Annotated in this window: 28 protein-coding genes; 16 read left to right on the plus strand and 12 right to left on the minus strand. The window is 62.4% G+C overall.

Annotated features, from left to right (window positions below):
* Nucleotides 1-50 precede the first annotated feature (50 nt).
* From F1609_RS14355 to F1609_RS14375, 5 genes are read right to left on the minus strand one after another with little or no spacing between them, the layout of a single operon-like run.
* Nucleotides 51-341, minus strand: a complete 291-nt coding sequence (locus tag F1609_RS14355; RefSeq protein ID WP_167077101.1) for a hypothetical protein — start codon at nucleotides 339-341, stop codon at nucleotides 51-53.
* Between the two features lie 13 nt (nucleotides 342-354).
* Nucleotides 355-894: an RDD family protein gene (locus F1609_RS14360; RefSeq protein ID WP_167077102.1), complete on the minus strand. Its 540-nt coding sequence runs from the start codon at nucleotides 892-894 to the stop codon at nucleotides 355-357.
* Entirely contained in the window at nucleotides 884-1624 is a 741-nt protein-coding gene (locus tag F1609_RS14365; protein WP_229421887.1) for a DUF3106 domain-containing protein, read from the minus strand. The genes F1609_RS14360 and F1609_RS14365 overlap by 11 nt, the downstream gene beginning before the upstream one ends.
* Before the next feature lie 50 nt (nucleotides 1625-1674).
* Complete coding sequence (locus F1609_RS14370; protein WP_167077104.1) at nucleotides 1675-2067, minus strand: DUF3619 family protein; 393 nt, start codon at nucleotides 2065-2067, stop codon at nucleotides 1675-1677.
* Nucleotides 2064-2633: an RNA polymerase sigma factor gene (locus F1609_RS14375; RefSeq protein WP_099876475.1), complete on the minus strand. Its 570-nt coding sequence runs from the start codon at nucleotides 2631-2633 to the stop codon at nucleotides 2064-2066. Before F1609_RS14375 ends, F1609_RS14370 begins: the two co-directional genes overlap by 4 nt.
* A 500-nt stretch (nucleotides 2634-3133) precedes the next feature.
* On the opposite strand from F1609_RS14375, the gene F1609_RS14380 reads away from it, so the two are divergent.
* The 10 genes from F1609_RS14380 (at nucleotide 3134) to F1609_RS14425 (ending at nucleotide 15569) form a co-directional block, all read left to right on the plus strand.
* On the plus strand, nucleotides 3134-4861 hold the full coding sequence (locus F1609_RS14380; RefSeq protein ID WP_167077105.1) for an acetolactate synthase 3 catalytic subunit: 1728 nt from the start codon (nucleotides 3134-3136) through the stop codon (nucleotides 4859-4861).
* Nucleotides 4861-5352, plus strand: a complete 492-nt coding sequence (ilvN, locus tag F1609_RS14385) for an acetolactate synthase small subunit (RefSeq protein ID WP_054263691.1) — start codon at nucleotides 4861-4863, stop codon at nucleotides 5350-5352. The genes F1609_RS14380 and ilvN overlap by 1 nt, the downstream gene beginning before the upstream one ends.
* A gap of 59 nt (nucleotides 5353-5411) precedes the next feature.
* The gene (ilvC, locus tag F1609_RS14390) at nucleotides 5412-6428 is read left to right on the plus strand and encodes a ketol-acid reductoisomerase (protein WP_166876601.1); all 1017 of its coding nucleotides are present in this window, start codon (nucleotides 5412-5414) and stop codon (nucleotides 6426-6428) included.
* A gap of 290 nt (nucleotides 6429-6718) precedes the next feature.
* The gene (locus F1609_RS14395; RefSeq protein ID WP_187363028.1) at nucleotides 6719-7468 is read left to right on the plus strand and encodes an SIMPL domain-containing protein; all 750 of its coding nucleotides are present in this window, start codon (nucleotides 6719-6721) and stop codon (nucleotides 7466-7468) included.
* 113 nt (nucleotides 7469-7581) lie between these two features.
* A complete protein-coding gene (gene pssA / locus F1609_RS14400; RefSeq protein WP_167077106.1) occupies nucleotides 7582-8448 on the plus strand; it encodes a CDP-diacylglycerol--serine O-phosphatidyltransferase in 867 nt (288 codons plus the stop codon).
* 65 nt (nucleotides 8449-8513) lie between these two features.
* Entirely contained in the window at nucleotides 8514-10058 is a 1545-nt protein-coding gene (locus tag F1609_RS14405) for a 2-isopropylmalate synthase (RefSeq protein WP_167077107.1), read from the plus strand.
* A 377-nt stretch (nucleotides 10059-10435) separates the two neighbouring features.
* Nucleotides 10436-11509 (plus strand): sialidase family protein, encoded by a 1074-nt coding sequence (locus F1609_RS14410; RefSeq protein WP_167077108.1) that lies wholly within the window; start codon nucleotides 10436-10438, stop codon nucleotides 11507-11509.
* Nucleotides 11506-12864, plus strand: coding sequence for an SWIM zinc finger family protein (locus F1609_RS14415; protein ID WP_167077109.1), 1359 nt, complete (start codon nucleotides 11506-11508; stop codon nucleotides 12862-12864). Before F1609_RS14410 ends, F1609_RS14415 begins: the two co-directional genes overlap by 4 nt.
* On the plus strand, nucleotides 12861-14255 hold the full coding sequence (locus F1609_RS14420; RefSeq protein WP_167077110.1) for a DUF6493 family protein: 1395 nt from the start codon (nucleotides 12861-12863) through the stop codon (nucleotides 14253-14255). Before F1609_RS14415 ends, F1609_RS14420 begins: the two co-directional genes overlap by 4 nt.
* Before the next feature lie 24 nt (nucleotides 14256-14279).
* Nucleotides 14280-15569 carry a DUF6493 family protein gene (locus tag F1609_RS14425; RefSeq protein ID WP_167077111.1) on the plus strand — a complete coding sequence of 430 codons (1290 nt, stop codon included), beginning with the start codon at nucleotides 14280-14282 and terminating at the stop codon, nucleotides 15567-15569.
* A gap of 9 nt (nucleotides 15570-15578) precedes the next feature.
* On the opposite strand, the gene F1609_RS14430 is transcribed toward F1609_RS14425, so the two are convergent.
* Nucleotides 15579-16295, minus strand: a complete 717-nt coding sequence (locus tag F1609_RS14430; protein ID WP_167077112.1) for a hypothetical protein — start codon at nucleotides 16293-16295, stop codon at nucleotides 15579-15581.
* Nucleotides 16296-16488: 193 nt separating this feature from the next.
* Here F1609_RS14430 and F1609_RS14435 point away from each other — a divergent pair, with 193 nt between their 5' ends.
* Both F1609_RS14435 and F1609_RS14440 read left to right on the plus strand, forming a co-directional pair.
* Complete coding sequence (locus F1609_RS14435) at nucleotides 16489-17250, plus strand: substrate-binding periplasmic protein (protein WP_167077113.1); 762 nt, start codon at nucleotides 16489-16491, stop codon at nucleotides 17248-17250.
* Between the two features lie 84 nt (nucleotides 17251-17334).
* Nucleotides 17335-17958, plus strand: a complete 624-nt coding sequence (locus F1609_RS14440) for a hypothetical protein (protein WP_167077114.1) — start codon at nucleotides 17335-17337, stop codon at nucleotides 17956-17958.
* Here the strand turns inward: F1609_RS14440 and F1609_RS14445 are convergent.
* Nucleotides 17948-18451: a hypothetical protein gene (locus F1609_RS14445; RefSeq protein ID WP_167077115.1), complete on the minus strand. Its 504-nt coding sequence runs from the start codon at nucleotides 18449-18451 to the stop codon at nucleotides 17948-17950. The genes F1609_RS14440 and F1609_RS14445 overlap by 11 nt on opposite strands.
* A 140-nt stretch (nucleotides 18452-18591) precedes the next feature.
* Between F1609_RS14445 and F1609_RS14450 the strand changes: the two genes are divergently transcribed.
* The 4 genes from F1609_RS14450 to F1609_RS14465 all read left to right on the plus strand — a co-directional run bounded on the left by F1609_RS14450 (nucleotide 18592) and on the right by F1609_RS14465 (nucleotide 22830).
* Nucleotides 18592-19563 (plus strand): hypothetical protein, encoded by a 972-nt coding sequence (locus tag F1609_RS14450; protein ID WP_167077116.1) that lies wholly within the window; start codon nucleotides 18592-18594, stop codon nucleotides 19561-19563.
* Nucleotides 19564-19788: 225 nt separating this feature from the next.
* Nucleotides 19789-20058 (plus strand): 30S ribosomal protein S15, encoded by a 270-nt coding sequence (rpsO, locus tag F1609_RS14455; RefSeq protein ID WP_054263682.1) that lies wholly within the window; start codon nucleotides 19789-19791, stop codon nucleotides 20056-20058.
* A gap of 166 nt (nucleotides 20059-20224) precedes the next feature.
* Entirely contained in the window at nucleotides 20225-22342 is a 2118-nt protein-coding gene (gene pnp, locus F1609_RS14460; protein WP_166876583.1) for a polyribonucleotide nucleotidyltransferase, read from the plus strand.
* 92 nt (nucleotides 22343-22434) lie between these two features.
* A complete protein-coding gene (locus tag F1609_RS14465) occupies nucleotides 22435-22830 on the plus strand; it encodes a DOPA 4,5-dioxygenase family protein (RefSeq protein ID WP_167077117.1) in 396 nt (131 codons plus the stop codon).
* Nucleotides 22831-22849: 19 nt separating this feature from the next.
* On the opposite strand, the gene F1609_RS14470 is transcribed toward F1609_RS14465, so the two are convergent.
* The 5 genes from F1609_RS14470 to F1609_RS14490 all read right to left on the minus strand — a co-directional run bounded on the left by F1609_RS14470 (nucleotide 22850) and on the right by F1609_RS14490 (nucleotide 26153).
* A complete protein-coding gene (locus F1609_RS14470) occupies nucleotides 22850-23152 on the minus strand; it encodes a hypothetical protein (protein WP_167077118.1) in 303 nt (100 codons plus the stop codon).
* 335 nt (nucleotides 23153-23487) lie between these two features.
* Complete coding sequence (locus tag F1609_RS14475) at nucleotides 23488-23829, minus strand: CCDC90 family protein (protein ID WP_167077119.1); 342 nt, start codon at nucleotides 23827-23829, stop codon at nucleotides 23488-23490.
* Between the two features lie 239 nt (nucleotides 23830-24068).
* Nucleotides 24069-24392 carry a CCDC90 family protein gene (locus F1609_RS14480; RefSeq protein WP_167077120.1) on the minus strand — a complete coding sequence of 108 codons (324 nt, stop codon included), beginning with the start codon at nucleotides 24390-24392 and terminating at the stop codon, nucleotides 24069-24071.
* 85 nt (nucleotides 24393-24477) lie between these two features.
* A complete protein-coding gene (locus tag F1609_RS14485; RefSeq protein WP_167077121.1) occupies nucleotides 24478-25275 on the minus strand; it encodes an isocitrate lyase/PEP mutase family protein in 798 nt (265 codons plus the stop codon).
* A 68-nt stretch (nucleotides 25276-25343) separates the two neighbouring features.
* The gene (locus F1609_RS14490) at nucleotides 25344-26153 is read right to left on the minus strand and encodes a DUF6624 domain-containing protein (protein ID WP_167077122.1); all 810 of its coding nucleotides are present in this window, start codon (nucleotides 26151-26153) and stop codon (nucleotides 25344-25346) included.
* Between the last annotated feature and the right edge of the window lie 27 nt (nucleotides 26154-26180).

Below are 26180 nucleotides of genomic sequence, written 5' to 3' on the forward strand. Positions count from 1 at the left end.
TCTCAAGCAAAATATAACCGATTATCAAATCTTAATCAATACAGCCGGTGTTATCGCTTGTTCTTGTTATTCGAGCGCACATTGCGCGAGAAATAGGACGGGTCTTTCTTGCTCACCCAGGCGATAAACGCGCGGATATCCTCATGCTGCTGCAAGGCCTCCCAGGTATGGAAGGACTTGAACAATTCATGCTCGGTGAAAGTCGAATGGATTTTCTGGTGGCAGATCTTATGAATATCGAACTGCTCGCGCCCCTTGTAAGTCTTGGGGATCAGGTGATGGCGGTCGACATTGCGCGTGCCGAGGGGCCGGCCGCACAGGGGACACAAGGCGTCGCTCATGTTGCCCCCGTGATCAAGCCTGGGCCGGCCTGGCTGCCTTGTCGGCCTTGACCGGCTTGGGCAGCGAAATGAGGCGGGTGCCGGCCAGCCTGTCGTGCAGGAACTGGCGGTCCTTGTCGAGAAACACGGTCATGCCCCACGCCACGATATTGATCGCCAGCGCGCTCGCCACCTGGGTCTTGCTGGTCAGGTGAAAGCGCCAGCAGATCACCAGGGCCGGCAGTACCCAGCCCCAGCCCAAGAGGTAGCGCACGGTGGCGGCCTTGAGCGGCACGCTCGCATAGCCGACCTTGACCAGCTTGATGCGCCACGTTTTCATGGCCAGCGTATGGCCGCTGCCGGTCCAGGAATAAATGAAATAGATGCCCGGCACCAGGAACAGCACCACCGTGCGGCCATGCTCAATCACGCCCTGGCTCATTTTCTGGGTAATCAACAGGAAAATGAGCAGGCCGAACATGACCACGGCGGTCAGCAGGAACAGCTCGTACACCAGGCAGATCAGACGGCGTTTCAGGGTGGGTGTGGCAACCGGGGACTTACTATTTTGCATTGGAAAGGGGGATGGCCGGCGCAGGAGCGGCCGGCGCCGTGGTAGGTGGAGCGGTAACAGCCGGTGGCGTCGCCGGCACAGCCAGCGGTGCGCCTGCCGACGGGCTGACGATGCAGCGCGGCACGGCAGCCGGGGCGTTGCGGATCGTGCCCGGCGGGCAGCCGGCCGGCGGCGGCTTGCTTGGCGCGAGCGGCTTGGTCTGGGTGGCCGGCGGCAGGTTGGTCACCTGTTTTTTGACGGCGGCAGCGTCCAGCGCCAGCTTTTTCTTTTGTTCTTCGGGCAACTGCTGGTATTTCTCCCATTCGGCCGATTTCTGGCTCTTGTCGATCTTCTTGCTCAGCGTGTAGTTCTCTCGGGCCACGCGCCGTTCCTCGGGCGTGAGCCGGGTCCAGGCGCGCATGCGTTCCTGCATGCGTACTTGCTCATCGGGCTTCATGGACGCATAACGGTTGGCGATATCGAGCCATTTTTGCTTGCGCACCGATTCCATGCGGTCCCATTCGCCCTTGAGCGGGTTGAGCGCAATTTGCTGCGGCGGCGACAGGTCTTTCCACATCGGCTTGCCGGCAACCGCTGCTTGTGCGGCGGCGACAGCTGGCGATGGCTTGGAGACCGGTGCGATCACCTTTGTTGCCGGCTGGCCAGGGACGGCGGCAGGCGCGGGCAGGGGGGCGCCGCCGGGCGCCGGTGCGGCACCCTGGGCTGCGGCGATGCCGCTTGTTGTCAACAATGCAAGCGCAAGCGCCAGGAAATGCCGGGACGAAGCTGCGCGTGTCATCCTTATTGCGCGCGCTGGGCGAGGTAGGCGTTAAAACCCTGGTCCAGGTAGGCCGTCAGCGGCAACTCGTCGGACAGCACAGCCGCGTCGAGCTCGGCGATTTCTTCGAGGCGCTGCTGTTCTTCGTATTGATAGATGCCGGCAAGCCCGGCCACCAGCGCCATGAGCGGAATGGCCACGCTCATGCGGCCGAGCGAGGAAAACGAGAACAGGGCGCCGATATTGCCGGCCAGCTGGGTTTGCGCAGCCTGCACCGGGACGTGCGGCTTCTTGCGTGCCATGGCGGCCTTGCGCGCGGCCGACAAGCGCTCGGTCGTCGCAGCAGGGAGCCCGTCGAGATGGTCGTTCAGGGCGTGGCGTACCTTGTACGCAAAGTTCAGATCGTCGGTGTTCATAATTTTATTCCCTTGGCTTTCAGCGATTCGGCGAGGGTATGAGTTGCTCGCGAGCAGTGCGTTTTGACACTTCCCTCGGAACATCCCATCGCTTCGGCTGTTTCAGCCACGTCCATGTCCTGCCAGTAACGCATGAGGAAGGCTTCCCGTTGACGCGCCGGCAGTTTTTGTACTTCGGCGTCGATCAGGCTCAAGGTCTGCTGGCGCTCGACCTGGTCCGCGCTCGACTCCGCCGAGGCCGAACCTTGTTCCGCCTCTAAGGATTCAAGTATATCAAATTCTTCGTCTTCTCCCTCGCGTTTACCCATGCCCGAGAAGAGGCTGACCCAGGTATTCCGTACCTTTTCGCGGCGGAAGTAATCGAGGATGGTGTTTTGCAGGATGCGCTGGAACAGCATCGGCAATTCGGCGGCCGGCTTGTCTCCGTATTTTTCGGCGAGCTTGATCATCGCGTCCTGCACGATATCGAGCGCAGCTTCATCCTTGCGCACGGCGTACACGGCTTGCTTGAAAGCGCGCCGCTCGACATTCTCAAGAAAATCGGATAACTCTTTGTCTGTGGCCATGCGAACCGGAGTGGGGTAGGGAGCACCCCTGGTACATAGCCTGGGGGCATTCGAGAAAACTGACGCATGCTAGCAAAGAATGGGCGTTTTTGCTTGGTATTTGCTGCGATCGGGCCGCAAAACGCCACGAAAGCAGCCGGCCCCGCCTGATTTAACTTGACCGCAATGGTGCGACGCAGTAAGGTATATGACGCTTTGCAACCCCGAAGCTGTATGGTCAAGTCGAAAACGCCACACAAGGCCAACATCGACGTGACGCGCTTTCATATGTAGGCAGTTTGCTCTAACCCGCGCCACAAGCGCGAGAGGTTCGCAGTAATCGCTACAGAAACTCACGCCAAACGAGTTGCGTTTAGCGCCGGTTCGTAACGTATCTATGGGTACGTGAAAGATCGCCGTGACCGCAGAAAGAAGGGAAGCCTGAGCACTGTCGCGCCACGCGAATTTCGTTAGGAAAGAGCATCCGATCACCTCCCAATGGGTCTTGAAAGGAATGTATCATGAACAACGAAGCATCGGCCACCATCACGGGGTCCGAAATACTTGTCCGTTGTCTGGCGGAAGAAGGCGTTAAACACGTTTTCGGTTATCCAGGCGGCGCCGTACTGTATATCTACGACGCCATCTTCAAGCAAGACAAATTCCAGCACGTCCTGGTACGCCACGAACAGGCCGCCGTGCATGCGGCAGATGCCTACTCGCGCAGCTCGAACACCGTCGGCGTGGCCCTGGTCACTTCCGGTCCCGGTGTCACCAATGCCGTCACGGGTCTCGCCACGGCGTACATGGATTCGATTCCGATGGTCGTCATTTCCGGCCAGGTGCCCAGCACCGCGATTGGCCAGGATGCCTTCCAGGAATGCGACACGGTCGGCATCACGCGGCCCTGCGTCAAGCACAACTTCCTCGTCAAAGATGTGAAAGACCTGGCCGCCACGATCAAGAAAGCGTTCTTCATTGCGCGCACCGGCCGTCCCGGTCCGGTCCTGGTCGATATCCCTAAAGACATCAGCATGCACAAGTGCGCCTACGACTATCCGAAGGATATCGAAATGCGCTCGTACAAGCCGATCGACAAGGGCCATTCGGGCCAGATCCGCAAGGCCGTGCAACTGCTGCTGCAAGCCGAACGGCCGATGATCTATACCGGCGGCGGCGTGATCCTGGCCAATGCCTCGCCCGAGCTGAACCGGCTGGTTGACAAGCTTGGTTTTCCGGTCACCAATACCCTGATGGGCCTGGGCGCCTACCGCGCCTCGAGCGACAACTTCCTGGGCATGCCCGGCATGCACGGCACGTATGAAGCGAACATGGCGATGCAGCACTGCGACGTCCTGATCGCCATCGGCGCGCGCTTCGACGACCGCGTGATCGGCAACCCGAAACACTTCGCCTCGAACCCGCGCAAGATTATCCACGTGGACATCGATCCATCGTCGATTTCCAAGCGCGTCAAGGTCGATATTCCCATCGTCGGCAACGTCAAGGACGTGCTGATCGAATTCCTGGCGCAGCTCGACGCCGCCGACGCCAAGGTCAACGCCGCGCCGCTCAAGGACTGGTGGAAGCAGATCGGCGAATGGCGCGGGCGCGAGTGCCTGAAATACGCCGATTCCGACCTGGTCATCAAGCCGCAGTCGGTCGTGCAAAAGGTGTGGGAAATCACCAAGGGCGACGCTTTCATTACCTCCGACGTCGGCCAGCACCAGATGTGGGCGGCCCAGTACTACCCGTTCGACAAGCCGCGCCGCTGGATCAATTCCGGCGGACTGGGCACCATGGGCGTGGGCTTGCCGTACGCCATGGGCGTGCAGATGGCCAATCCGGACGCCACCGTGGCCTGCATCACCGGCGAAGGCTCGATCCAGATGTGCATCCAGGAACTGGCTACCTGCAAGCAATATCACCTGACGCCGAAAATCATTTTGCTCAACAACCGCTTCCTCGGCATGGTGCGCCAGTGGCAACAGATCGACTACGGTTCGCGCTATTCCGAGTCGTACATGGATTCGCTGCCGGACTTTTCGATGCTGGCCGAGTCGTTCGGCCACGTCGGCATGAAGATCGAGAAACCGGGCGACGTCGACGGCGCGCTGAAAGAAGCCTTTGGCATGAAAGACCGCCTTGTGTTCATGAACTTCATCACTGACCAGTCCGAAAACGTCTGGCCGATGGTCAAGGCCGGCAAGGGCTTGTCCGAAATGCTGCTCGGATCGGAGGATCTGTAATGCGCCATATTATTTCTGTCCTGCTCGAAAACGAAGCCGGTGCGCTCTCGCGCGTGGTCGGCCTGTTCTCGGCGCGCGGCTACAACATTGAAACCCTGACCGTCGCCCCGACTGAAGACGCCACCCTGTCGCGCATGACCATCGTCACCAGCGGCTCGGACGATGTGATCGAACAGATCACCAAGCACCTGAACCGCCTGATCGAGGTGGTCAAGGTGGTCGACCTGACCGAAGGCGCGCACATCGAGCGCGAGCTCATGCTGATCAAGGTGCGCGCGGTCGGCAAGGAACGCGAAGAGATGAAACGCACTGCCGACATCTTCCGCGGCCGCATCATCGACGTCACGGAAAAGACGTACACGATCGAGCTGACCGGCAACAAGGGCAAGCTCGACGCGTTCATCGATTCCATCGACCGCGCCTCCATCCTCGAAACGGTGCGTACCGGTGGATCGGGTATCGGCCGCGGCGAACGCATCCTCAAAGTTTAATCCGTACCTGCGGGCACGTCCCGGGCACGTCCCACACCAAAAATTATAGGAAAATTATCATGAACGTTTTTTACGACAAAGATTGCGACCTCTCCCTCGTTAAAGGCAAGAACGTTGCCATCATCGGCTACGGTTCGCAAGGCCACGCGCACGCACAGAACCTGAACGATTCGGGCGTCAACGTCACCGTCGGCCTGCGCAAGGGCGGCGCTTCCTGGACCAAGGTCGAGCAGGCCGGCCTGAAAGTTGCCGAAGTCAACGACGCGATCAAAGCCGCCGACATCATCATGATCCTGCTGCCTGACGAAAACATCGCCCAGGTTTACACCGAGAATGTTGCTCCGCACGCCAAGCAGGGCGCGGTACTGGCCTTCGCGCACGGCTTCAACGTGCACTATGGCCAGGTCGTGCCACGCGCCGACCTCGACGTGATCATGATCGCGCCAAAAGCGCCAGGCCACACCGTGCGCGGTACCTACGCAGCCGGTGGCGGCGTGCCGCACCTGATCGCCGTCTACCAGGACAAGTCCGGTTCGGCGCGCGATATTGCCATGTCGTACGCCATGGCCAACGGCGGCGGCCGCGCCGGCATCATCGAAACCAACTTCCGTGAAGAAACCGAAACCGATCTGTTCGGCGAGCAGGCAGTCCTGTGCGGCGGCGCGGTCGAGCTGATCAAGGCCGGCTTCGAAACCCTGACCGAAGCGGGCTACGCGCCCGAAATGGCGTACTTCGAGTGCCTGCACGAACTGAAGCTGATCGTCGACCTGATCTACGAAGGCGGCATCGCCAACATGAACTACTCGATCTCGAACAATGCCGAGTACGGCGAGTATGTGACCGGTCCGAAGGTCGTGACCTCGGCCACCAAGGAGGCGATGCGCCAGTGCCTGAAAGACATCCAGACCGGTGAATACGCAAAAAGCTTCATCCTGGAAAACAAGGCCGGCGCCCCGACCCTGATTTCGCGCCGCCGCCTGACGGCCGAGCATCCGATCGAAGAAGTCGGCGCCAAGCTGCGCGCGATGATGCCGTGGATCGCCAAGAACAAGCTGGTTGATCAGTCGAAGAACTAATTGTTGTCGTAACGATAGCCGCTACTGTCACCGTTACCCGCCAACTCGTCATTCCCGCGTAGGCGGGAATCCATAGCACTTTCGCTGGGCCAATGTGCTATGGATTCCCGCCTACGCGGGAACGACGGTTTCGAGGCTAATGGCATTGTCCAGATGTAAGCAATCATCCCAAATTTGCAAATTTTGATTACAACGGTACGTGGTTCGTCCGATTCCGGGTATCGTCCGGGTTAACCAAGCTGATGAGGTAGCGATACCTCCTCATGTTTGCCATTTACCTGGAGAAAATCATGTCACTCAAAAAAATTGCACTCATCGCCGCCGTGGCTTTTGCCATGCCCGCATTCGCCCAGAACACGCTGGCGACCGCCGGCGCGCTGGTGATCGTTCCCGCCTACGGTGAAGTCACCCATCCGAACGACCAGGTCGTCGCCACCTTCTTTATCGAAGAAACCGACAAGGACAAGGCCGCCGCCGCTTCGCGCGTCAATACAAAAATGAAGCAGGGCACCGAGATCGTGCGCCGCGAAGATCCGAAAGCGATCCTGAAAACGGTCGGCTACTACACCTATCCGGTCTATCCTGAAGTGGCGCCGCGCCCGGACGGCCAACCACAGCCGCGCCCGCTCGTGCCGACCGGCTGGCGCGTGGGCCAGTATCTGGAAGTAAAAACCACCAACCTGGCCAACCTGCCGAAGATGACCGCCGCCGTGCAAAAAGTGCTGGCCCTGAACGGCCTCAATTTCGGGCTGTCGCCGGAAACCACCCGCAAGCTCGACGACCAGCGCCTGATCGCCACCTACAAGAACCTGAACGAGCGCGTCGCCGCGATCGCCAGTGCCATGGGCCGCAAGATGAGCGAAGCGGTGATCGATACGCTCGACTATGAAGGCTCGGGCAACTATGCCGGCCAGCAAGATGCTGCACCGCAATTCATGCGAGCCGCCAAGGCTGAAACCGCCGAAGTGGCCGAACCAAGCTTCGAGCCGGGCGAAACCACGCTGCAGATGCGTCTTGTAGGAAAGGTGAAATTCAAGTAAAAGTATCTGATCGCTAAGTTCACGGTGCTCCCACTATAATAAGTGTGAAACCAGCCGCGCCCACTTTCGGGCGCGGCCAGACCCAGCGATCCTGTTACTTGAAACGGAAATCTATGCCGACCTTCCCACGCCGCAGAAAGCCCTCCATCCCGAAAGCCAAGGGCGGCAAACTGTCCCGCTTCAGCAAGATTGGCCGCCGGGTCGATGCCGACGGCAACCCGATGCGGCGCCGTGGAATCTACCTGTTACCGAATGCCTTCACCACCGCCGCGCTGTTCTGCGGCTTTTACGCCATCGTCATGGCCATGAACCAGCGCTTCGAGCATGCTGGCTGGGCCATTTTCATCGCCATGATCTTAGATGGCCTGGACGGGCGCATCGCCCGCCTGACCAACACCCAATCCGAATTCGGCGCCCAGTACGACAGCCTGGCCGACATGGTCTCCTTCGGCGCCGCGCCGGCGTTGGTGATCTATGAATGGTCGCTGCGCGGCCTCGGCAAATTCGGCTGGCTGGCCGCCTTTGTCTACTGCGCCGGCGCCGCCTTGCGCCTGGCGCGCTTCAACACCAATATCGAAGTGGTCGACAAGCGCTTCTTCCAGGGCTTGCCCAGCCCGGCCGCCGCCGCCATGGTGGCCGGTTTCGTGCTGATGATGACCGATCTGGGTTATTCCGGCGTCCAGCTGCCGTGGATCTCGTGGGGCATCGCCCTGTTCGCCGGCCTGACCATGGTCACCAATGTCCCGTTCTACAGCTTCAAGGACGTCAATTTCCGCAAGTCGGTGCCGTTCATCGTCGTGTTCCTGATCGCGCTGGCGCTGGCGCTGGTCTCGCTCGACCCGCCCAAAGTGCTGATGCCGCTGTTTGTACTGTATGGTTTGTCCGGCTACGCGGTGTACGCATGGCGCCTTGCCAAGGGCAAGCCGGTGAGCATTGTGCAAACCGACGACGAAGCTCTGGACCCGAGCGAACGCCGCTGACCATCGACCGATGCGATGGCGGCCGGCGCAAGCTCGCCTTTTCTACCTAGCCCAATGGAGCCGCCATGACGAATTCGAATCGCCTGATCATTTTTGACACCACCCTGCGCGACGGCGAGCAATCGCCCGGCGCCTCGATGACCAAGGATGAAAAGGTGCGCATCGCGCGCCAGTTGGAGCGCATGCGCGTCGACGTCATCGAAGCCGGCTTCGCGGCCGCGTCGCCGGGCGACTTCGAAGCCATCCGCGCCATCGCCAGCGCGGTGCGCGAATCGACCATCTGCTCACTCTCGCGCGCCAACGACCGCGACATCGCGCGCGCCGCCGAAGCGCTGGCCCCGGCCGAACGCAAACGCATCCACACCTTTATTGCCACCTCGCCCCTGCACATGCAGATGAAGCTGCGCATGGAGCCGGAACAGGTGCTCGAACAGGCGAAGATTGCGATCCGTTGCGCGCGCCAGTACACCGACGACATCGAATTTTCGCCCGAAGACGGCAGCCGCTCCGACGAAGACTTCTTGTGCCGCGTGCTTGAAGCGGTGATCGCCGAAGGCGCCACCACCATCAATTTTCCCGACACGGTCGGCTACGCCGTGCCCGAGGTGTTTGGGGCCACCATCTTGCGCCTGCGCGAGCGCATTCCCAATTCCGACAAGGCCGTCTGGTCGGTTCACTGCCACAACGACCTTGGGCTGGCGGTCGCCAATTCGCTGGCCGGCGTGATGATCGGCGGCGCGCGCCAGATCGAATGCACCATCAACGGCCTGGGTGAACGCGCCGGCAACACCGCGCTGGAAGAAGTGGTGATGGCGCTGCGCACCCGCAGCGACCACTTCGGGCTCGAACTGGGCATCGACACCACGCAGATCGTGGCCGCCTCCAAAATGGTCTCGCAGATTACCGGCTTTGCGGTGCAGCCGAACAAGGCGGTGGTGGGCGCGAACGCCTTTGCGCACGCGTCGGGCATCCACCAGGACGGCATCCTGAAGGCGCGCGAAACCTACGAGATCATGCGCGCCGAAGACGTGGGCTGGGCCGCCAACAAGATCGTGCTGGGCAAACTGTCGGGCCGCAACGCCTTCAAGGAACGCTTGCGCGAACTGGGCATCGTGCTCGAATCCGAGGCCGAAGTGAACGCCGCCTTCGCCCGCTTCAAGGAGCTGGCCGATCGCAAGTCCGAGATTTTTGATGAAGACATCATGGCCCTGGTGTCCGATGAAGAGCACGCGCAGGAAGGCGAGCATTACCGCTTCGTGTCGCTCGCGCAGCGCTCCGAAACCGGCGAAATCCCGAGCGCCAAGGTGGTGTTCGCGATCGACGGCAAGGAATTTACCTGCGAAGGCGACGGCGATGGCCCGGTCGACGCCACCGTCAACGCCATCGAAAAAGAAGCGGCCAGCGGCGCCGAACTGGTGCTGTTTTCGATCAACGCGATCAGCAACGGCACCCAGTCACAGGGCGAGGTCACGATGCGCCTGTCGCGCTCGGGGAGGATTGTCAACGGCGTCGGTTCGGACCCGGACATCATCGTCGCCTCGGCCAAGGCTTATTTATCGGGCCTGAACAAGCTGCACTCGAAGATCGAGCGCGTCAACCCGCAGCAGTAGGCGCCTGCGTGGCACCGGCTTGCACCACGCCGGTGCGGTCTTGCCGCCGGCGCCAGCCGGGCCGTGTAAAATCCAGCCTTCGTCGCGCTTGCGTGCATCGCCTTTGTTGGGCCTGCCACCGCAGGCGACGGCTTTCTTGCGGAGACCGACTCCGCATCCTATCGCAGCAGCGATTTCGGACTGACATGGACGTTTATCAGCAAAGACCGGCGCCCGCCAGCCTTCGGCCGGGAAGTGGTACACGACGCCGTGGCTGGCGTATAACGGCCGGGTACCGGGAAGCTAGCTCGATGTGCCTTCCCCGCTTGGCTATGATTGCTTACCCACGCGCCATCCAATATGCTGGCTATTGCAATTTCACCTGAAGGATCAGCAACGTGTACCCCTTTCGACGACCCATCGCCGCTTACGGCTTATTGGCCTGCATGTTGGCCGGCAACGTGCAGGCGACTGCCTGCTACGGGGAGCGCATTTACTGGGCGCGCACCAGCAGCGAAGGAAAGATCTTGCTATATACGACGTTCGGCTTGCTCCTGAGCAGCGACCACGGCAAGACCTGGAGCATGGTCGAGGGCCCGGTCGACGGTTCCCCTCCGGTCGAGGCCGGTCCGGCCCTTGTGACCGCATTCAGCAATAGGGACAGGCCGCGCAACTCCCCGGACGCTGGGCTGTACCGCTCCATCGATTTCGGTCTCACCTGGAGCCGGATCGGTGACGCGCGTGGTGCGTTTGCCGCCGGCCCGGCCGGCACGGTGTACGCATGCGATGAGCGCCGGGCGCAGGTGGAGAGATACACCCCCTCCACGGGAAGCTGGAGCAAAACCGCCCTGCTGGAGCAGGACGCACATGACAGTTCAACTTGCCGGGAAGTTCGGGTCGACGGGAGCAATGTCTGGGTGCGCGGCAGCAGCCGCATGTTTCATAGCACGAACAATGGCGCCAGCTGGACCGCCACGATCCCACCGCAGTACTTGGGCAAAAGCGTGGCCTCTGCGATGCACGCCGACGGCGCCGGCCTTCTCTACGCCACCGGCGGGTTTGCGGAAGAATCTCATCTCATTCGCAGCGATGATGCTGGCGCAACGTGGACAAGCAGTCGTCCGAGCTATCCGCCAGGCATGGCGCCTAAGTACGAACGGCTGGTGGGCGGTCAGGATCGCACACTGTACGTGCTCGGCGGGCATCGCGTTCCCGCCACCAGCACAGAGATCACTACCTTGTACCGCGTGAGCGGCGATAAAACGGAAACGCTGTTCGATATCCCCACGCCGCTCTTGAGTACGCCGAAAGCGCCCTTGCATATCGCCGCCGACGGCAGCATGAGTTATGCCACTTACTCCAGCGTGTGGGTCAGTCTCGCCGGCGGCAAGAACTGGCGTGAAATACCCGGCCACACCTTGACCAAAAAGCCGTGGCTGGTCTGTGACGGCCGTATCCAGCCTGTGCAATGACGGCCCATCAACACGCCTACCATTACCTGGCGCCGTCGTCGCTCGACGCGGGCGCCCAGCCGCGCCTGCAACTGGCCACGTCCGATCCGCAAGGCGCACACCCGCACTTCTTCGAAGGCCGCCTGGTCGCGCCGCGCCTGGCGGCCGAACTGCTTTCCGCCGTCCACGTCATCGTCGGGTCGCGCTTTTTCACGCCATCGAACACGCTGGCGCGCGCCCTCGCGCTGGCCGACCCGGTCGTCACCTCCGGCGGCGGGCGGCTGCGCTTTGAAGGCTTTTCGTCCTGCTGCAGCGCCTACATCCGGGTAGACATGCTGCCTGGCGCCTATGACGGCGACGTGGTTGGAAAAGGCACCACCAACGTCGACTTCAACGCCCCCATGCGCGCTGCGCTGGCTTGCGTGCGCGACGCCGATGGCCTGATTCTTGCGATCGGCCAGGACGCGCTGCGCCTGCGCTCGGGCAGCGCCGACATCGTCGAGAAAAAGGTCACGCTGCCGCTGCGCTGGCTGCGCGGCATGCTCGAAGTGCAGTCCTACCAGGCCTCGATGCACAAAAAGCTCGAAGCGCGCGGCATCGAAGCGCTGCGCTTTTTCCGCTCGCTGCCAAAAGCGTCGACCAGCAGGACGCCGCTGTGGGTGGTGGGTGGCCCTGGCGGCCTGCGCACCACCACCCGCGCCGAATCGCTTGGCGTGCGCGTGGCCGATACCAGCCGCCTGCGCGTGCTTGAACCCTTGCTGCCGAAGGCGCTGTCGCTGACGGTGTATGCCGACGACGCGCAGCAGGCCAGCGCCTGGGTGCTCGACTTCGGCAGCATGCGCCTGACGCTCGCGCTCAGCGCCGAAACCTGGCGCGGCTTCTCCGGCGAAGGCCAGGCCCTGCGCGCGCTGATGCGCTCCGGCGACAATGCCGCGCTGGCGCAAGTGCGCGCGCAACTGCAATGGCAGCCGCACTTGGACAGCGCCGTGCTGGCGCGCGAGCTGGCGCTGGAACGGCCGCAGGTGGACGACGCCCTGCGCGTGCTGGGCGTATCCGGCCTGGCCGGCTACGACGTGGCCGAAGGCAGTTATTTTCACCGCGTGCTGCCGTTCGACCTGACCCTGGCCGAGGACATGCATCCGCGCCTGGCCGGCGCGCGCGCCCTGGTCGACGCCGGCGCGGTGCGCCTGCTGCGCCAGGCGCCGCTGGAGGCGAGCGTGCAGGGCAGCGCCGTACTGCACCGCGTGCGCGAGGTCGGCGGCGAACTGGTATGCACCTGCCCATGGTTCGGCAAGCACCAGGGCCAGCGCGGACCGTGCAAGCACGTGCTGGCGGCCGAAGCGGCCCACTCCATGCAAGCATCAAGGACATCATGATCAACACCGATCAACGCTTCATCCCGGCCAATCCGGTCGAAGCGGCCATCCACGCCGGCGATTTTGAGGCCATGGCCGCTGCGCTGCGGGCAATCTCGCCCGCGCAGCGCGCCAAACTGCGCGGCTCCCTGCGCGCGCTCGATAAAACCCTGCGCGACATCTATTGGGACAAGTCGCGCAAGTTGCCGCGCTGGTGGGGCGGGCAGGCGTCGACCGAGCAATTCGCGTGCGCCGCCGCCGCCGTGTTCGTGTGCGGCACCGCCAGGGATCATGCCGATGTCTATCTCTGGACCGACAAGGTGTTCGGTTGCCTCGACCTGCTGGAAGCGGGTGCGCTGCGGCGCCTGGCCGGGGTGATGGTGCGCAGCGCGCCGCACCAGTTCCACCGCGCCCAGCGCCTGATCGTGGAGGGCCGCTCGGACCGTCCCGATGGCGAGGAATACATCATCGGCCTGATCGGCGCGCCCGACTTCGCCCCGTTGGGCATGTCATTGCCGGAGCTGGTGCAGGCCGATCCCGCGCTGCTGGCCGGGCCGGTACTGCGCGTGTTCGAGGTCCAGGGGGCCGGCTTGAAGAATCTGGCGTCGGTCGACAGCCAGGCCCGCGAATCGGGCAACACCTGGAGCGCCGCCTTTTTGGAGTGGATCAGGCTCGGTCATTTCACACGCGTGCAGCTGCTTGGCTGCACGCTCGGCACGCTGGAACAGGACTGGCCGCAGGCGCGGGCCGGCTGGTTCTCGCGCTTTCACGAGACGCTGGCCCCCACGCCTGCCGAGATGGCGCCGTTCGCCACGCGCTATCTGGGCCTGTGCCAGAGCCGCATCGCGCCGACCGTCACCATGGCCATGGGTGCGCTGGCAGCGCTGTTCAAGAGTGGCCACGTCGACGCCGGCCAGGTGCTGGGGGCGCTGGCGCCGGTGATGTCGGCACCCGTCAAGAGCCAGATCGACAGGGCGCTCAAGCTGGCCGACCAGGTGGTCCGGCAGCATCCTGCCAGCGCCCACGCCGCGTCGGCGCTGGTGCAGCTGGCGCTGGCGCACGAGGCCCCCGAGGTGCACAAGAAGGTCATCGGGCGCCTGGCTGCCTGGGGCTTCGACCTGGATACCCGCAGCGATCTCGAAGCGGTCCTGCAGCTGGTGTCGGCCTCGAATCGCGATGCGCTCGCCGCGCTGGTCGGCGTGGGCGCAGCAGCGCCCGAGGCGCCGCCGCTGGTGACGCCCCATGCGCCGCGCGTGCGGCCGTCGCCGCTGGACCCGGCGCGCGCACTGGCGCCGCTCGACGACATCGACGAACTGGTGCAAACCATGGCGTCCATCTTCGAGAACGAAGGCCACCCCGACCAGTTCGAGCGCGCCCTGGACGGGCTGGCGCGCCAGTTGCCGTTGACCTAACAAGCGCGCGAGCGTCTGCAACCGGTGTTTGCGCGCGCGCAGAATGTACTCGCATCGGGTCCGTGGCATGCGCGCTGGTATTTGCAGCCGCTGGCCACCGCGCTGGCGCGCTTTGCAGCCGTTGCCGCCGGCCCGGTCATGCTGGCGCCGGGGAAAATCAAGCAATCGGCCAGCGCCGAGCTGTCGCGCCGGATCGACGACCTGATCGTCTTCGCGGGGCGGCACAGCGGCTTGTCGTCCCTGTGCACGCCGACCCACCGGGGCGGCTTCATTGCGCCCGACGCGCTGGTGGCGCGCCTGGCCGCGCACCTTGGGGCCGGGGTGCCATCGTCGCAGGACGAGCAGGTGCGCGCGCTGCTGCGCCTTGCCAGCGGCGACTGGCCCGCTGCGCGGGCCGCCGCGCGCGCACTGCCGCAAGGCCCGTTCGTGCAGGCGCTGCGCTACGCGCTCGGCGACGATGTCGCCATCGGCAGCGAGCGCGCCTTGTTCGCCGCTGCCGCGCGCATCCGCCACCCCGGCGGGGACGATGCCGCGCTGCTGGCAGCCTACGGCATCGCGGGGCCGGACGGCGCCTGCGCGGCGCGCTATGCGTGGGATGTCTATCCGGAGCTCGAATACGGGGAACCGGTTGTCAGGCTGCGCGTGACGGTCACGCCGGCGCACTCCGATGCCGACCTGCCGTACATGGCCATGCGCTGGCGCGGCGAGTTTTCCGACCGCCTGGAGAGCGAATTGCTGTACGGCGCCACCATCCTGCCGTCCTGCCTCGATGCGTTCTTTGCCTGCGGCGTGAGCCGGATCGGCTCGAACATCGACTGGCGTATCGCGCAATGGGATGACCGGGCGTTTCTCGGCGTGCTGCTTGACGCGGCCACGCCGGTCACGCCCATCGCCACCAGCCTGCTGGCGCTTGCGCTGGGCGGCAAGGAGCCGGGCCAGAGCGCGATGGCGGTCGACGCCCTGGTGGCGGTGGTGCTCGAAGCGCGCTGCGACATCGCTCTGCTGGCCGGCGAGATCCGCAAGATCCTGTTGTCCAGACTGGGCAAGGCGGCGCGCTACGCCAGGAGCCTGGCCAGCGCGGCGCGCGCCGATGCGGCCATGCCGGGCGCTGTTTGCGCGCTGCTGTGCGCAGTGCTCGATAGCGGCGAAGAGGCGCCGCCCAAGGATACCGGCGCCCTGCTCGAACTGCTGCTGGAACTGTCGCTCGGCCACGGGGTTGTGCTGGCGCCGGAGACGGCCGCCATGATCGGGAGCCTCAAGCTGTCTGGCAAAGGCAAGGCTGCGCAGAAGGCCTTGCTGGCGCATCTGGGCTGACGCGCGCGGTTACCACTTTTGCCTGGTGGCGGCTTGCTCGCTTTTTTCGCAATTGGTCTTTTTGTGCTGGATGCCTTTGCTTCCAATATCGAGCCCGTCCGGCGCGTGGTTCGATTCGACCGTGATGCAGTAGGTGCCATCGGCTCCCACCACGCGGTAGCGGCGCCGGTCGTACTGGCCGGGGTCGATGATCTCGGTGACCTTGGGCGCCTCGTACCAGCGGTTGGGGGCGGCGTCGGCGGCCGCCTGCAAGCCCTGCGCCAGACGTGTTGCGCCATTGCTGACCGGTGCGCTGATCGGCTGACCCGGATGGGCCTTGCGCAAGTCCTGGTCGATTTTGCCGATGCTGCGCCGGGCTAGCCGCATGATCTCGTCCGCGTTCGGCGACGCCGGGGGCGCGTCTTGCACGATCGTGTCGGGTGGCGCTTCGCTTATCGGCGCAACTGGCGCCGCCGCCGGCGTGGCCGGAACCGGCCGAACCGCCGGAGCATCGGCGCGCGCCGCCTGCCGGGCAGCCGGCTGTGACACCGGCTTCGGCGGCGGTGGCGGCGGCGCCATGGGTGGCGTGATCTTGACCCATTGAATGCTGTGGCCGGGATCGTTGTCCACGGCCGGAAGGCGGCGTGCATATTGCCAGCCCAATACCAGCAAAGCGTGCGCGAGCAATGTCAGCGCGATGGCGGCATAGCGGCGCTTGGCGGCAGGTGGCGTATAGGCGGGGAGCATGGCATCGAGTATATCGGTAGTTTCGTGCCCGTAACAGAATTGGTCTGGCCACTTTTGATCGTTTGACAAAAGAGGCGCCTGGCGGTACGAATGGTGCCGCCGCACGCGCCCTGATCATGCTTAAATAGGGGGTGCTCGGTTCCTCTGATCCGGCCTGGGAGTGCTCATGCGTTTCAGATCGTTTCTGATAGCGATGCTGTTACCGTTGCTGGCGTTGCGCCTTGCGCCAGCGGCCGAGACGGTGCAACTGGTGACCTACTACGACTACGTGCCGTGGTTCGTGCCGGGCCAGCCTGCGCTCGGCCTCAACGCGCGTCTGGCCAGCCGGTTGAGCGAGATGTCCGGCGGACGCTACCGCTTTGAATCGGTCTACATTCCGCGCCGCCGGCTCGACGTGCTGCTGCAGGAAGGGAAGCTGGCGATGGTCGTTGCCTGGGTCCATCCGCGTTTTTTCGGCGACCCGGAGCGCACCCGCTATTCCTGGACCGGGCCGCTGATGAACGATGAATCGCTGGTGGTGTCGCCGCGCTCGGCGCCGCTCGAGTACGACGGGCCGGACTCGTTGCGCGGCAAGCGCTTCGGCGCGCCGGGCGGGCACCGCTTTCCCGACCTGGAGCCGCTGATCGCCGCCGGCGAGATCACGCGCATCGATGTGCCACAAATCAAGAACGCCTTGCAAATGATCGGCGCGCACCGGCGCCTCGACTTTACCGTGGTCGACCGTTCCACCCTCAATGCGCTCAAGCACGAGCAACTCATCGACCTGGCGCAGCTGCACGTGGCCAGCCGGCCGCGCACGGCATCATACGAGCGCAGCATCCTGGTGCCGCTCGGCCGGCCCGAGCTGTATCGGTTTTTGCAGGGCGCGGTGGACGTGCTCGGAAGCGACAGTAGCTTGCTCGCGCCGCTTTCACGCCCACCGGACAAGCAGGCCGGCAAGCGCCCTGCGCAATAGCTGGTCGTGGGCATCGGCGCAAGCCGGCCGCAACGCGGCAATGATATAGTCGCGGCGCAACTTAACTCTCTCGGATAAACATTCATGGCTTCTGGCTATCGCAGGCAATTTCTTACCATCGCGTTGTGTTTGCTGGCGCTCGGCAGTTCCGCCGCCCGCGCGGACAGCATCGGCTACCAGGATGTCGTTGAGCTGACTGCCAAGTCCGCGGCCTTGCGGGTGGAGCACTACCATGACTGGAGCGACGCGACCCGTCCTGCGCGCTTCAAGATGATGACAAGCGGCGAAGACCCGTTCAGCGCCGCAAATACGTTTTCCACCCTGCGCGTGCTGGACAACAAGTCCGGCGCGGAACTGTTCCGCCGTCCGGTGCCCGCGCTGACCTATTTGTGGATCGATCCGGCATCAAAGTACATTGTCGGCGTGTCCCAGGTAAAGCGGGACAATCCATATCATCTGGTTGTGTTCAACAAGAAAGGCGAGCGCCTGCTTGAGCGCAGCCTGCTCGGCACCAAGTGGCCGGAAACATTCGAGAGCGTCACCAACTGGATCTACTGGTACAAGCAACCATCGCCCAGGATCGAACTTGTCGAAGGGGAAACCACGGCGGTGCTGTCGGTCGAGGACCGGGCAGGGGTGATGCGCAGTGTCGAGTTCGCCCTGACGCGTCCCAAGGAAGTCTTGAGCGCTGCGCCCGTCAATCCCTGAAAAAGCCGCGCTTTTCCTCGTACATGGGGTCCGGTCCGCTGATCATCTTGCGCACGATGCCGTTGCGGTCGAAGTGCACGTGCATCATCGAGTTCCACACGCCGCTTTCTTTATAGCGATAGGACCACACTTCCAGGTCCGACAGCGACAGGTAGGAACGCTCGGCCGGACGCCCGACAGTGATCATCACGTCGGCCCTGGTCGCCTTGTCGATCTTGATGCGCCCGAAGCCGACATCGCCCAGCACCTGCTCGAACGCGGCCAGCTTGCCGTCCGGCCCCATGCGCGCCATCCAGGTGAACTGGCCGAACGGGCCGGTTGCGTATTCCAGCACCTGGCCCGAGGGCAGGGCGTGGATCGCGGTGGGCTCGCCGAACTTGGCGCGCACCACGTCGAGCGTGTCGCCCGGCACCGGCGGGGTGCGCATCATCGCCGCGCAGCCGGCCAGGCTCAGCACCACGCCCAGGATTGCCATTTTTGCTCGTGTTTGCATAAAAACCACCTTGGGATCGCTCAAAACCCCATCATGCACCAGCTCGATGAAATCTTCACGACATGCGGTTCCGGCCGCGCTGGCGCCGATCAGGCAAAATGACTGGAGGTAACAGATAAACGCGTGTTGAGGAATGCATCATGGAGACAGTCGAGGGTCCGGGTATCGACCCGAAGTGGGAAAAATCGTGGAAAATGCATTGGCGTTTTATCGAGGACATGCGGCGCAATGATGCGTCGGCCTATCGCAGCGAGCTGATGCATTTCGCTTCCCGCGGCACGACCATCGTGCAGCCCCTGTTTCCGCCCGAGCCAACCGATCCGCCGCGGCAAGCGTGGGAGTCCTCTTTTCTCAGCTCGACATTGAGCACGTGCGCCATGGTGACGCTGGGCTGGTTCGAGATCAGCAGCATCAAACAAAAACGCTGGGCGTCAAGCACCGGTGTTCATGCATTTGCCGCCAGTTACACGAAGCAAATGATCGATATGGCCAACCATGGGAAGTTTGAACGCCGTCACCCAGGCAGAACCTTGCAATCCCTGAGCCCCGAAAGCGTCCTGTTGACGGCATTGGGGCTGGTGCTCGGCTGCAAGGAGCAGGCGGTCACGCTCGCGCGCATGCAACTGTCTGCGCATCGGCGCGGGTATGTCGGAAATGCGGATCGTTTCCCGGTTTGTCATTTCATGTTTCGCTTGTTGGCAGACTTCCTTGGGGAAGCGGCGCCGCAGGGCAGCGGCGATGCCGTATCCGAACCCATCCTCAGCGCCTTGTTCGACGCCTGGCGTACGCCGGACCCGGCCTTGCTGGTGCCGCTGTGCCTCGGCGCTTGCGATATTCATACGTTTCGCTCCCGGCCGCAGAGCCCCAGACAGATCTTTTCCGATTTTGGCGGCTTGAAGCGCACGCCGATTGAAATCCTGCTGTTGTTCAAGCTGCGCCAATCGCTCGGCCTTGACAATCCGGTGCTTGAGCATCCAATGATGGCCACCGCGCTGGGCAAGTTGCCCGACGAAGTGCCATTCGAGCCCGACAGCCTGGTCACGGCGGTACGCGCCCGCATGGTGGCGCAAGGGTACGACGAGCAAGCGATTGTTGCCATGTACGCGTCCTGAGCCGGCGCGTCGCCGTGAAAGCACAGCGGTTTTGCCCGGTTTTTGCGCCATCGCCACCGTTGGGAAGCTCAAATCTCCCTTGGACACCGTTCCGGCGCAAGCTTTTCTGGCAGCCCCGGCGCTTTTCGCATATACTTGCGGGTCTGGCCGTTTTGGCCGGTTCATCAATCGAAGTTCACGGTGTGTCGGGTTGCGACTCGTGCACCGCATGTGAAAGGTACTATCATGACCGTAGAAAACATCAACAAAGCCGCGATTATCGCGGACAACGCCCGTGCGCAAAACGACACCGGCTCCCCTGAAGTTCAGGTCGCTCTGCTGACCGCACGCATCAACGAACTGAACGGCCACTTCAAAGCCCACGCGAAAGATCACCACTCGCGCCGTGGTCTGATCATGATGGTCAATCGTCGTAAGAGCCTGCTGTCCTACCTGAAAAGCAAAGACGCTACCCGTTATCGCGATCTGATCGCTAAACTCGGTCTGCGCAAGTAATTTTTGCCGATTCAAAGTTGATCAAGAAATGCCTGCACAGCTTGCTGTCGCGGGCATTTTTGCATTTTTAGTCCCGAAAAAGTAGTAAAGGCAGCAAGCAATGTTGCCTGTGGTGAGGTGGACGACAGCGCCTGAAAATCTGTCGGCAAATAGAAAGGGATTACCCATGTTTAATAAAGTTACGAAAACCTTCCAGTACGGCCAACATCAAGTTACGCTGGAAACCGGCGAAATCGCCCGTCAAGCCTCCGGCGCCGTCATGGTGTCGATCGAAGACACCGTTGTCCTGGCTACCGTGGTTGCGCGCAAAGACGCCAAGCCAGGCCAGGATTTCTTCCCGCTGACGGTCGACTATGTCGAGAAAACGTACGCAGCCGGTAAAATCCCAGGCGGTTTCTTCAAGCGCGAAGGCCGTCCTTCCGAAAAAGAAACCCTGACCAGCCGCCTGATCGACCGTCCGATCCGCCCGCTGTTCCCAGAAGGCTACCTGAACGAAGTTCAGATCATCATCCACGTGCTGTCGGTCAATCCTGAGATCGATCCGGACATCGCCGCCATGATCGGCGCTTCCGCCGCCCTGTGCGTTTCCGGCATCCCGTTCAGCGGCCCGATCGGCGCCGCGCGCGTCGGCTACGCCAACGGCCAGTTCATCCTGAACCCGACCACCACCCAGCTCAAGACGTCCGAGATGGACCTGGTTGTCGCCGGTACCGAAACGGCCGTGCTGATGGTCGAATCGGAAGCCAAGCAACTGTCCGAAGAAATCATGCTCGGCGCCGTTGTCTACGGCCACGACCAGATGAAAGTCGTGATCGATGCGATCCACGAACTGGTGCGCGACGGCGGCAAGCCGGAAGTTGAGTGGACCGCTCCCGCCAAGAACGAAGCGCTGATCGCCCGCGTGAAAGAACTGGCCGAAACGAACATCAACGAAACCTACCAGATCAAGGACAAGGTCGCCCGTACCGCCAAGCTGAAGGCATCGTTCCAGGAAGTCTACGCCGCCCTGGCCGCCGACGCTGCCGCCACCGGCATCGCCCAGCCGGACAATGTCGACGTCGGCAACGTGCTGTTCGACATCGAAGCCAAAGTCGTGCGTTCGCAGATCTTGAACGGCGAGCCGCGCATCGACGGCCGCGATACCCGCACCGTGCGTCCGATCGCAATCCGCACCAGCATCCTGCCACGCACCCACGGTTCGGCCCTGTTCACCCGCGGCGAAACGCAAGCGCTGGTCGTGGCCACCCTCGGCACCGCGCGCGACAGCCAGAAGATCGACGCGCTAATGGGCGAGTACACCGACGACTTCATGATGCACTACAACATGCCTCCGTTCGCCACCGGCGAAACCGGCCGTGTAGGCACCCCGAAGCGCCGCGAAATCGGCCACGGCCGCCTGGCCAAGCGTGCGCTGATCGCCGCCTTGCCCAACCCTGAAGACTTCAGCTACTCGGTGCGCCTGGTGTCCGAAATCACCGAATCGAACGGTTCTTCGTCGATGGCTTCCGTCTGCGGCGGCTGCCTGGCGCTGATGGATGCCGGCGTGCCGATGAAAGCGCACGTGGCCGGTATTGCCATGGGCCTGATCAAGGAAGGCGGCAAGTTCGCGGTGTTGTCCGACATTCTGGGCGACGAAGATCACCTGGGCGACATGGACTTCAAGGTAGCCGGTACCGCCAATGGCATTACCGCGCTGCAGATGGACATCAAGATCATGGGCATCACCAAGGAAATCATGCAAGTGGCTCTGGCGCAAGCCAAAGAAGGCCGCCAGCACATCCTCGGCGAAATGCAGAAGGCCATGCCGCACGTGAAAACCGAACTGTCGGATTTCGCACCGCGCCTGATCACCATCAAGATCAATCCTGAGAAAATCCGTGATGTCATCGGCAAGGGCGGCGCTGTCATCCGCGCGCTGACCGAAGAAACCGGCACCCAGATCGACATCAGCGATGAAGGTATCGTCACCATCGCATCGGTTGACGCTGCTGCCGGCCAGGAAGCCAAGCGCCGCATCGAAGAACTAACCGCCTCGGTCGAAGTGGGCAAGACCTACGACGGCGTTGTGCTCAAATTGCTCGACTTCGGCGCGATCGTCCAGGTCATGCCGGGCAAGGATGGCCTGCTGCACATCTCGCAGATCGCCAACGAGCGTGTGAACGCGGTTGCCGACTACCTGAAAGAAGGCCAGCAAGTGCGCGTCAAGGTGTTGGAAACCGACGACCGCGGCCGTCTGAAGCTGTCGATGAAAGCTGCTGAAGGCGCGGAAGCGGCTCCTCAGTAATCGTTTATCGGGCCATGCCTGTAAAGAACCGTCAGCGCGCAAGCCCTGGCGGTTTTTTTCGGGCTGAACCCATTATGGAAAGGATGAATTTCATGGACGAGCTTAACGCCCCGTACCACGCACATATTTATTACGACGATGCATCGCGCGCGCAGGCGCAGGCCTTGCGCGCACGCCTGCTCGACGCCAAGGAGAGCGGCGCGCTGCCGGAACTGTTTTTTGTCGGCGAGCTGGGCGGGCATGCGGTTGGGCCGCATCCGCTGCCCGAGTACGAGATTCACTACAGCCTGGCGATGCTGCCGGCGGTCGTTGCGCTGCTTAAAGCGTCCGGGCTGCGCGCTCTGGTGCATCCGTTGACCGATGACGACGTGGCCGACCACACCACCCTGGCGCACTGGATCGGCGAGCCGTTGCCGCTCAAGCTCGAAACCTTGGACCCGCCCGGAGTGAACCAGGGCGTGGCGCGGTTTGGGAAGTCGGCGTTTTAAGAAAGCACTGACGGGTAGATTAGCACGAGATATTGAGATGGGCCTTGGCGGCGGTGCAGTTCATGGCAAGCTCCATGGTCTTGTTATCTTTCGGATTCACGGCTGTGAAGACCAGGAATTCGACGCCGCTGCACGTCGCCTTGATCGAACCGTCCGCCTTGCGCGTCGTCGCTCCCATTTTTTTGCAGGAAGGGAAATTCTTCTTGATGATTTTCTCTGCCACTTTGCTTGTGTCGCCCTTGGGGGCAGCACCAATGGCGAGCGCCGCCGCCGACACCACGTTGACCATCGAGAGGGCGACCCAGACTGCGGTGATGCTCACTACGTGCTTTCGTAACATGCTCATTTTTAACCTTAAAGTGTGCTGCCAGTTGTCGGCCGGAAGAATGCCTTGTGAGCGCTTCCTTTTCCCGGCGGGAAAGTGTTCTCTTGTTCGTGGTTTGTATTGCTCAGGCAATGTTGTCACAACATAAGATATATGTAAATGCGCGTCACATTATTTCTTTTGATGCTGGGCTTAAGGTGAAGTGACTGTGCCGGGCGGCCTTGGCAAGCAGGCATTTTTTAAGAACGTGTGTTTGGGAAGCGCGAGATTGCGGCACGGTGATAAAGCCAGGATGGTGATTGCAGCTGCGTACGCATTTGCCAGGTCAGCGCTCACCGCACGAGCTTCAAAACGAGCCCGGCAATGAACGCTATTTGCAGAAATCCCACCCCGACGACCCATCGCACCAGCTCAGCTTTGGCCTCGGCGATGCTGGCTTTTGCTTCGGCCCCAGTGCGCTCTATTTTAGAGTCCAGTTTTTCGACCGAGGTGCGAATGACAGTCAATTCTTGGGAGAAGTCTTGTCTGCTCGCAAGCTGCTCGACGATACTGGCATCTTCCGCGGTAATGATTTCCGCAAGCATGGCCGCTTGCAACTTCGCTTGGTCGATTGAGAACCCTGCACGCTCCAGGCGCTCCGCCATTTTCAAGGTATCGAACGGTATTGTTGGCATGAAATCCTCTAATCATGGCGCGCCAAGAGCATCCGCCATGTGGATTAGACTGATTGAAGGATTAGCCGCTGCCTAATCCGCCACTACTCGCCTTTTACAGGCCGACCGTGCCTACGCGGGTCTCGTCTGGATTTATAGAGCGCGGAGACTTACTCACACTCTATGTTTCAGGAGCAGGTGATTGTGTGGCGCATGGGACTGGCGCCTACCATTTCCGAACTCCCGTTCTCGTGCGTCGGCTATGCGGGAAGCAGCTTGAGGACCAGTCCGGCGATCAGGGCCATCTGAAGCAGCCCCACGCCAACGACCCAGCGCACCAGTTCAGCTTTGGCCTCGGACACTGTCCGGTCTATTTTAGCGTCCAATTTCTCGATGGATGAGCGAATCTCAGTTAATTCCCGTAATACGTCGTGTTTGCTCGAAAAGCGCTCCACGATACTGGCATCTTCCGCGCTGATTATTTCAGCAAGCATGGCGGCTTGTACCTTCGCCTGCTCCAAGGAAAAGCCTGCCCGCTCCAGACGCTCCGCCATTTTCAAGGTGTCGAACGGAATCGCAGCCATCACCTTCTCCCATCATGCCCAATATTACTTTGACATATTGTGGCCGATCTGGTTCCGTGCCAGGCGCGCTGTTTTTTTCGACGTTTTAGCCCATCAGGCTGTTCAACGCACCGTACCCCATCCGCGGAAACCCGGCCTGGTTGACCGTGCCGCTGTCCAAAAATTGCCGGGTCAGCGCATCAATGCACCCGAACGTCGCCTCCGAAATGGCCGAGCCGGCGCTCAGGCGGCGCACGCCCAGTTGCAGCAGCCGCGCCAGCGGCGGGACGCCATCCCGCACCATGACGTTCAGCGGCAGGGGCGTCGCTTTGATCACTGCGCTAATGTCATCCTCCAATACCATGCCGGGCACGAACAGGCCGCTGGCCCCGGCTTCCTGGTACAGGGCGGCGCGGCGTATCGTTTCTTCCACCCGCGCGCCAGGCTCAACCCCGCGCAGATACACATCGGTCCGCGCATTGATGAACAGGTTCACCCCGCGCGCATCGGCAAGCGCGCGGATCGCCCGGATCTTGTCCGCCAGCAGCGCCAGCGTGCCGGCGCCATCCTCGATATTGATTCCCACCACGCCCGCGTCGATCAGTTCGCCCGCCAGCGCGGCCGCCTGCGCCGGATCGTCGCTGTAGCCATCTTCCGCATCGACCGTGAGGGGCAGGGCACTGACGCGCAAGATACCTTTCACCGAGGCCATCAACAGCTCGCGCGGCAAGGTGCTGCCGTCCGCGAAGCCGTGCGACCAGGCGACAGCGGCGCTGCTGGTCGCCAGCGCCCTGGCGCCGGCCGCTTGCGCAATGCGCGCACTGCCTGCATCCCAGCAATTGGCCAGCATCAGCAAGCCGTCGGCATGCAGCGAGTGGAACAGAATATCGTTACGGACTTGCATGGTTTCTCCATGGTGGACAGTGATTGGGGCCGCCCCTTTGGCAGCCATGCGTTCTTTACTATACCGCGTCAGGGCGCTTCGAACCGGCGCAGGTAGGCGGCGATGGGTTCCAGGCCGACACTCGCCCGGCGTTCGTCGAGCCGGCTTTCATCCTCGACCGGACGCAATTCCAGCTTGCCCGCAGCGTTCTTGATCAGCTGGCTGCCGTAGAGCTGCTTCTTGCCATCGTTGAGCAAGTCGCGGTCGATGCTCAGCGCGACGGTCGACCATGGCAGCTCACCTTTTTGCGCCGCCGCCTTCATCGCCGGCAGCGATCGCTTGATCAACTCCGGTGACGCATGCTGAACCAATAGCCACATCGCCTGATTCGCCTCCGGGCCCACCCCGTCAACACCCGGCCATCCAATTTCAGCGAGGATGGCGATGATCCTCGGCTCGTGCCTGGCGTCGAGCGCCATCACCTCGGCGGCAACGGTCTCTGAATAATTCGAGCTGGTCAGGCGCGCGCGCACTTCCTGGTCGATTTTCACCATCGCCAACAGCTCGGCCGCAATGCGCGGATGCCTGCCGAGCTGCGGCTGGGGCGCCGCCTTCACCACGGTTGCCGCTGCGGTTGCCTGAGCGCGCGCCTGATCCGTAGTCTCACCCGCGTGGACTGACGCTGCAAGCACCATCGCCCCGATTGCGCACATCCATTTCTGCATAGGTTCCTCTCCATTGGGCCGGCGCCATCGCGAAATGCTTTTCGCCGTGCCGGTATGACTATACCGCTTTCCCGAAACGCGTTTCGCCGCCGCTCCCGCCACATCGCGGATTTGCCCCGCGCGCGCGCGCTGGCACAGCCCTTGCAATGGATGGAGCAGGACGCGCAGCAGCATCCCCCTTTTTTTTCGCGCATCCACCAC

This window comes from Massilia aquatica (assembly GCF_011682045.1).
Classification (GTDB): Bacteria; Pseudomonadota; Gammaproteobacteria; order Burkholderiales; family Burkholderiaceae_D; genus Telluria_A; species Telluria_A aquatica.

What these genes read in the sequence shown, in the direction of transcription:
- F1609_RS14355 (WP_167077101.1), bottom strand. Translation starts at nt 341, where the DNA reads ATGAGCGACGCCTTGTGTCCCCTGTGCGGCCGGCCCCTCGGCACGCGC.
- F1609_RS14360 (WP_167077102.1), bottom strand. Translation starts at nt 894, where the DNA reads ATGCAAAATAGTAAGTCCCCGGTTGCCACACCCACCCTGAAACGCCGT.
- F1609_RS14370 (WP_167077104.1), bottom strand. Translation starts at nt 2,067, where the DNA reads ATGAACACCGACGATCTGAACTTTGCGTACAAGGTACGCCACGCCCTG.
- F1609_RS14375 (WP_099876475.1), bottom strand. Translation starts at nt 2,633, where the DNA reads ATGGCCACAGACAAAGAGTTATCCGATTTTCTTGAGAATGTCGAGCGG.
- F1609_RS14380 (WP_167077105.1), top strand. Translation starts at nt 3,134, where the DNA reads ATGAACAACGAAGCATCGGCCACCATCACGGGGTCCGAAATACTTGTC.
- ilvN (WP_054263691.1), top strand. Translation starts at nt 4,861, where the DNA reads ATGCGCCATATTATTTCTGTCCTGCTCGAAAACGAAGCCGGTGCGCTC.
- ilvC (WP_166876601.1), top strand. Translation starts at nt 5,412, where the DNA reads ATGAACGTTTTTTACGACAAAGATTGCGACCTCTCCCTCGTTAAAGGC.
- F1609_RS14395 (WP_187363028.1), top strand. Translation starts at nt 6,719, where the DNA reads ATGTCACTCAAAAAAATTGCACTCATCGCCGCCGTGGCTTTTGCCATG.
- pssA (WP_167077106.1), top strand. Translation starts at nt 7,582, where the DNA reads ATGCCGACCTTCCCACGCCGCAGAAAGCCCTCCATCCCGAAAGCCAAG.
- F1609_RS14405 (WP_167077107.1), top strand. Translation starts at nt 8,514, where the DNA reads ATGACGAATTCGAATCGCCTGATCATTTTTGACACCACCCTGCGCGAC.
- F1609_RS14415 (WP_167077109.1), top strand. Translation starts at nt 11,506, where the DNA reads ATGACGGCCCATCAACACGCCTACCATTACCTGGCGCCGTCGTCGCTC.
- F1609_RS14420 (WP_167077110.1), top strand. Translation starts at nt 12,861, where the DNA reads ATGATCAACACCGATCAACGCTTCATCCCGGCCAATCCGGTCGAAGCG.
- F1609_RS14430 (WP_167077112.1), bottom strand. Translation starts at nt 16,295, where the DNA reads ATGCTCCCCGCCTATACGCCACCTGCCGCCAAGCGCCGCTATGCCGCC.
- F1609_RS14435 (WP_167077113.1), top strand. Translation starts at nt 16,489, where the DNA reads ATGCTGTTACCGTTGCTGGCGTTGCGCCTTGCGCCAGCGGCCGAGACG.
- F1609_RS14440 (WP_167077114.1), top strand. Translation starts at nt 17,335, where the DNA reads ATGGCTTCTGGCTATCGCAGGCAATTTCTTACCATCGCGTTGTGTTTG.
- F1609_RS14445 (WP_167077115.1), bottom strand. Translation starts at nt 18,451, where the DNA reads ATGCAAACACGAGCAAAAATGGCAATCCTGGGCGTGGTGCTGAGCCTG.
- F1609_RS14450 (WP_167077116.1), top strand. Translation starts at nt 18,592, where the DNA reads ATGGAGACAGTCGAGGGTCCGGGTATCGACCCGAAGTGGGAAAAATCG.
- rpsO (WP_054263682.1), top strand. Translation starts at nt 19,789, where the DNA reads ATGACCGTAGAAAACATCAACAAAGCCGCGATTATCGCGGACAACGCC.
- pnp (WP_166876583.1), top strand. Translation starts at nt 20,225, where the DNA reads ATGTTTAATAAAGTTACGAAAACCTTCCAGTACGGCCAACATCAAGTT.
- F1609_RS14465 (WP_167077117.1), top strand. Translation starts at nt 22,435, where the DNA reads ATGGACGAGCTTAACGCCCCGTACCACGCACATATTTATTACGACGAT.
- F1609_RS14475 (WP_167077119.1), bottom strand. Translation starts at nt 23,829, where the DNA reads ATGCCAACAATACCGTTCGATACCTTGAAAATGGCGGAGCGCCTGGAG.
- F1609_RS14480 (WP_167077120.1), bottom strand. Translation starts at nt 24,392, where the DNA reads ATGGCTGCGATTCCGTTCGACACCTTGAAAATGGCGGAGCGTCTGGAG.
- F1609_RS14485 (WP_167077121.1), bottom strand. Translation starts at nt 25,275, where the DNA reads ATGCAAGTCCGTAACGATATTCTGTTCCACTCGCTGCATGCCGACGGC.
- F1609_RS14490 (WP_167077122.1), bottom strand. Translation starts at nt 26,153, where the DNA reads ATGCTGCTGCGCGTCCTGCTCCATCCATTGCAAGGGCTGTGCCAGCGC.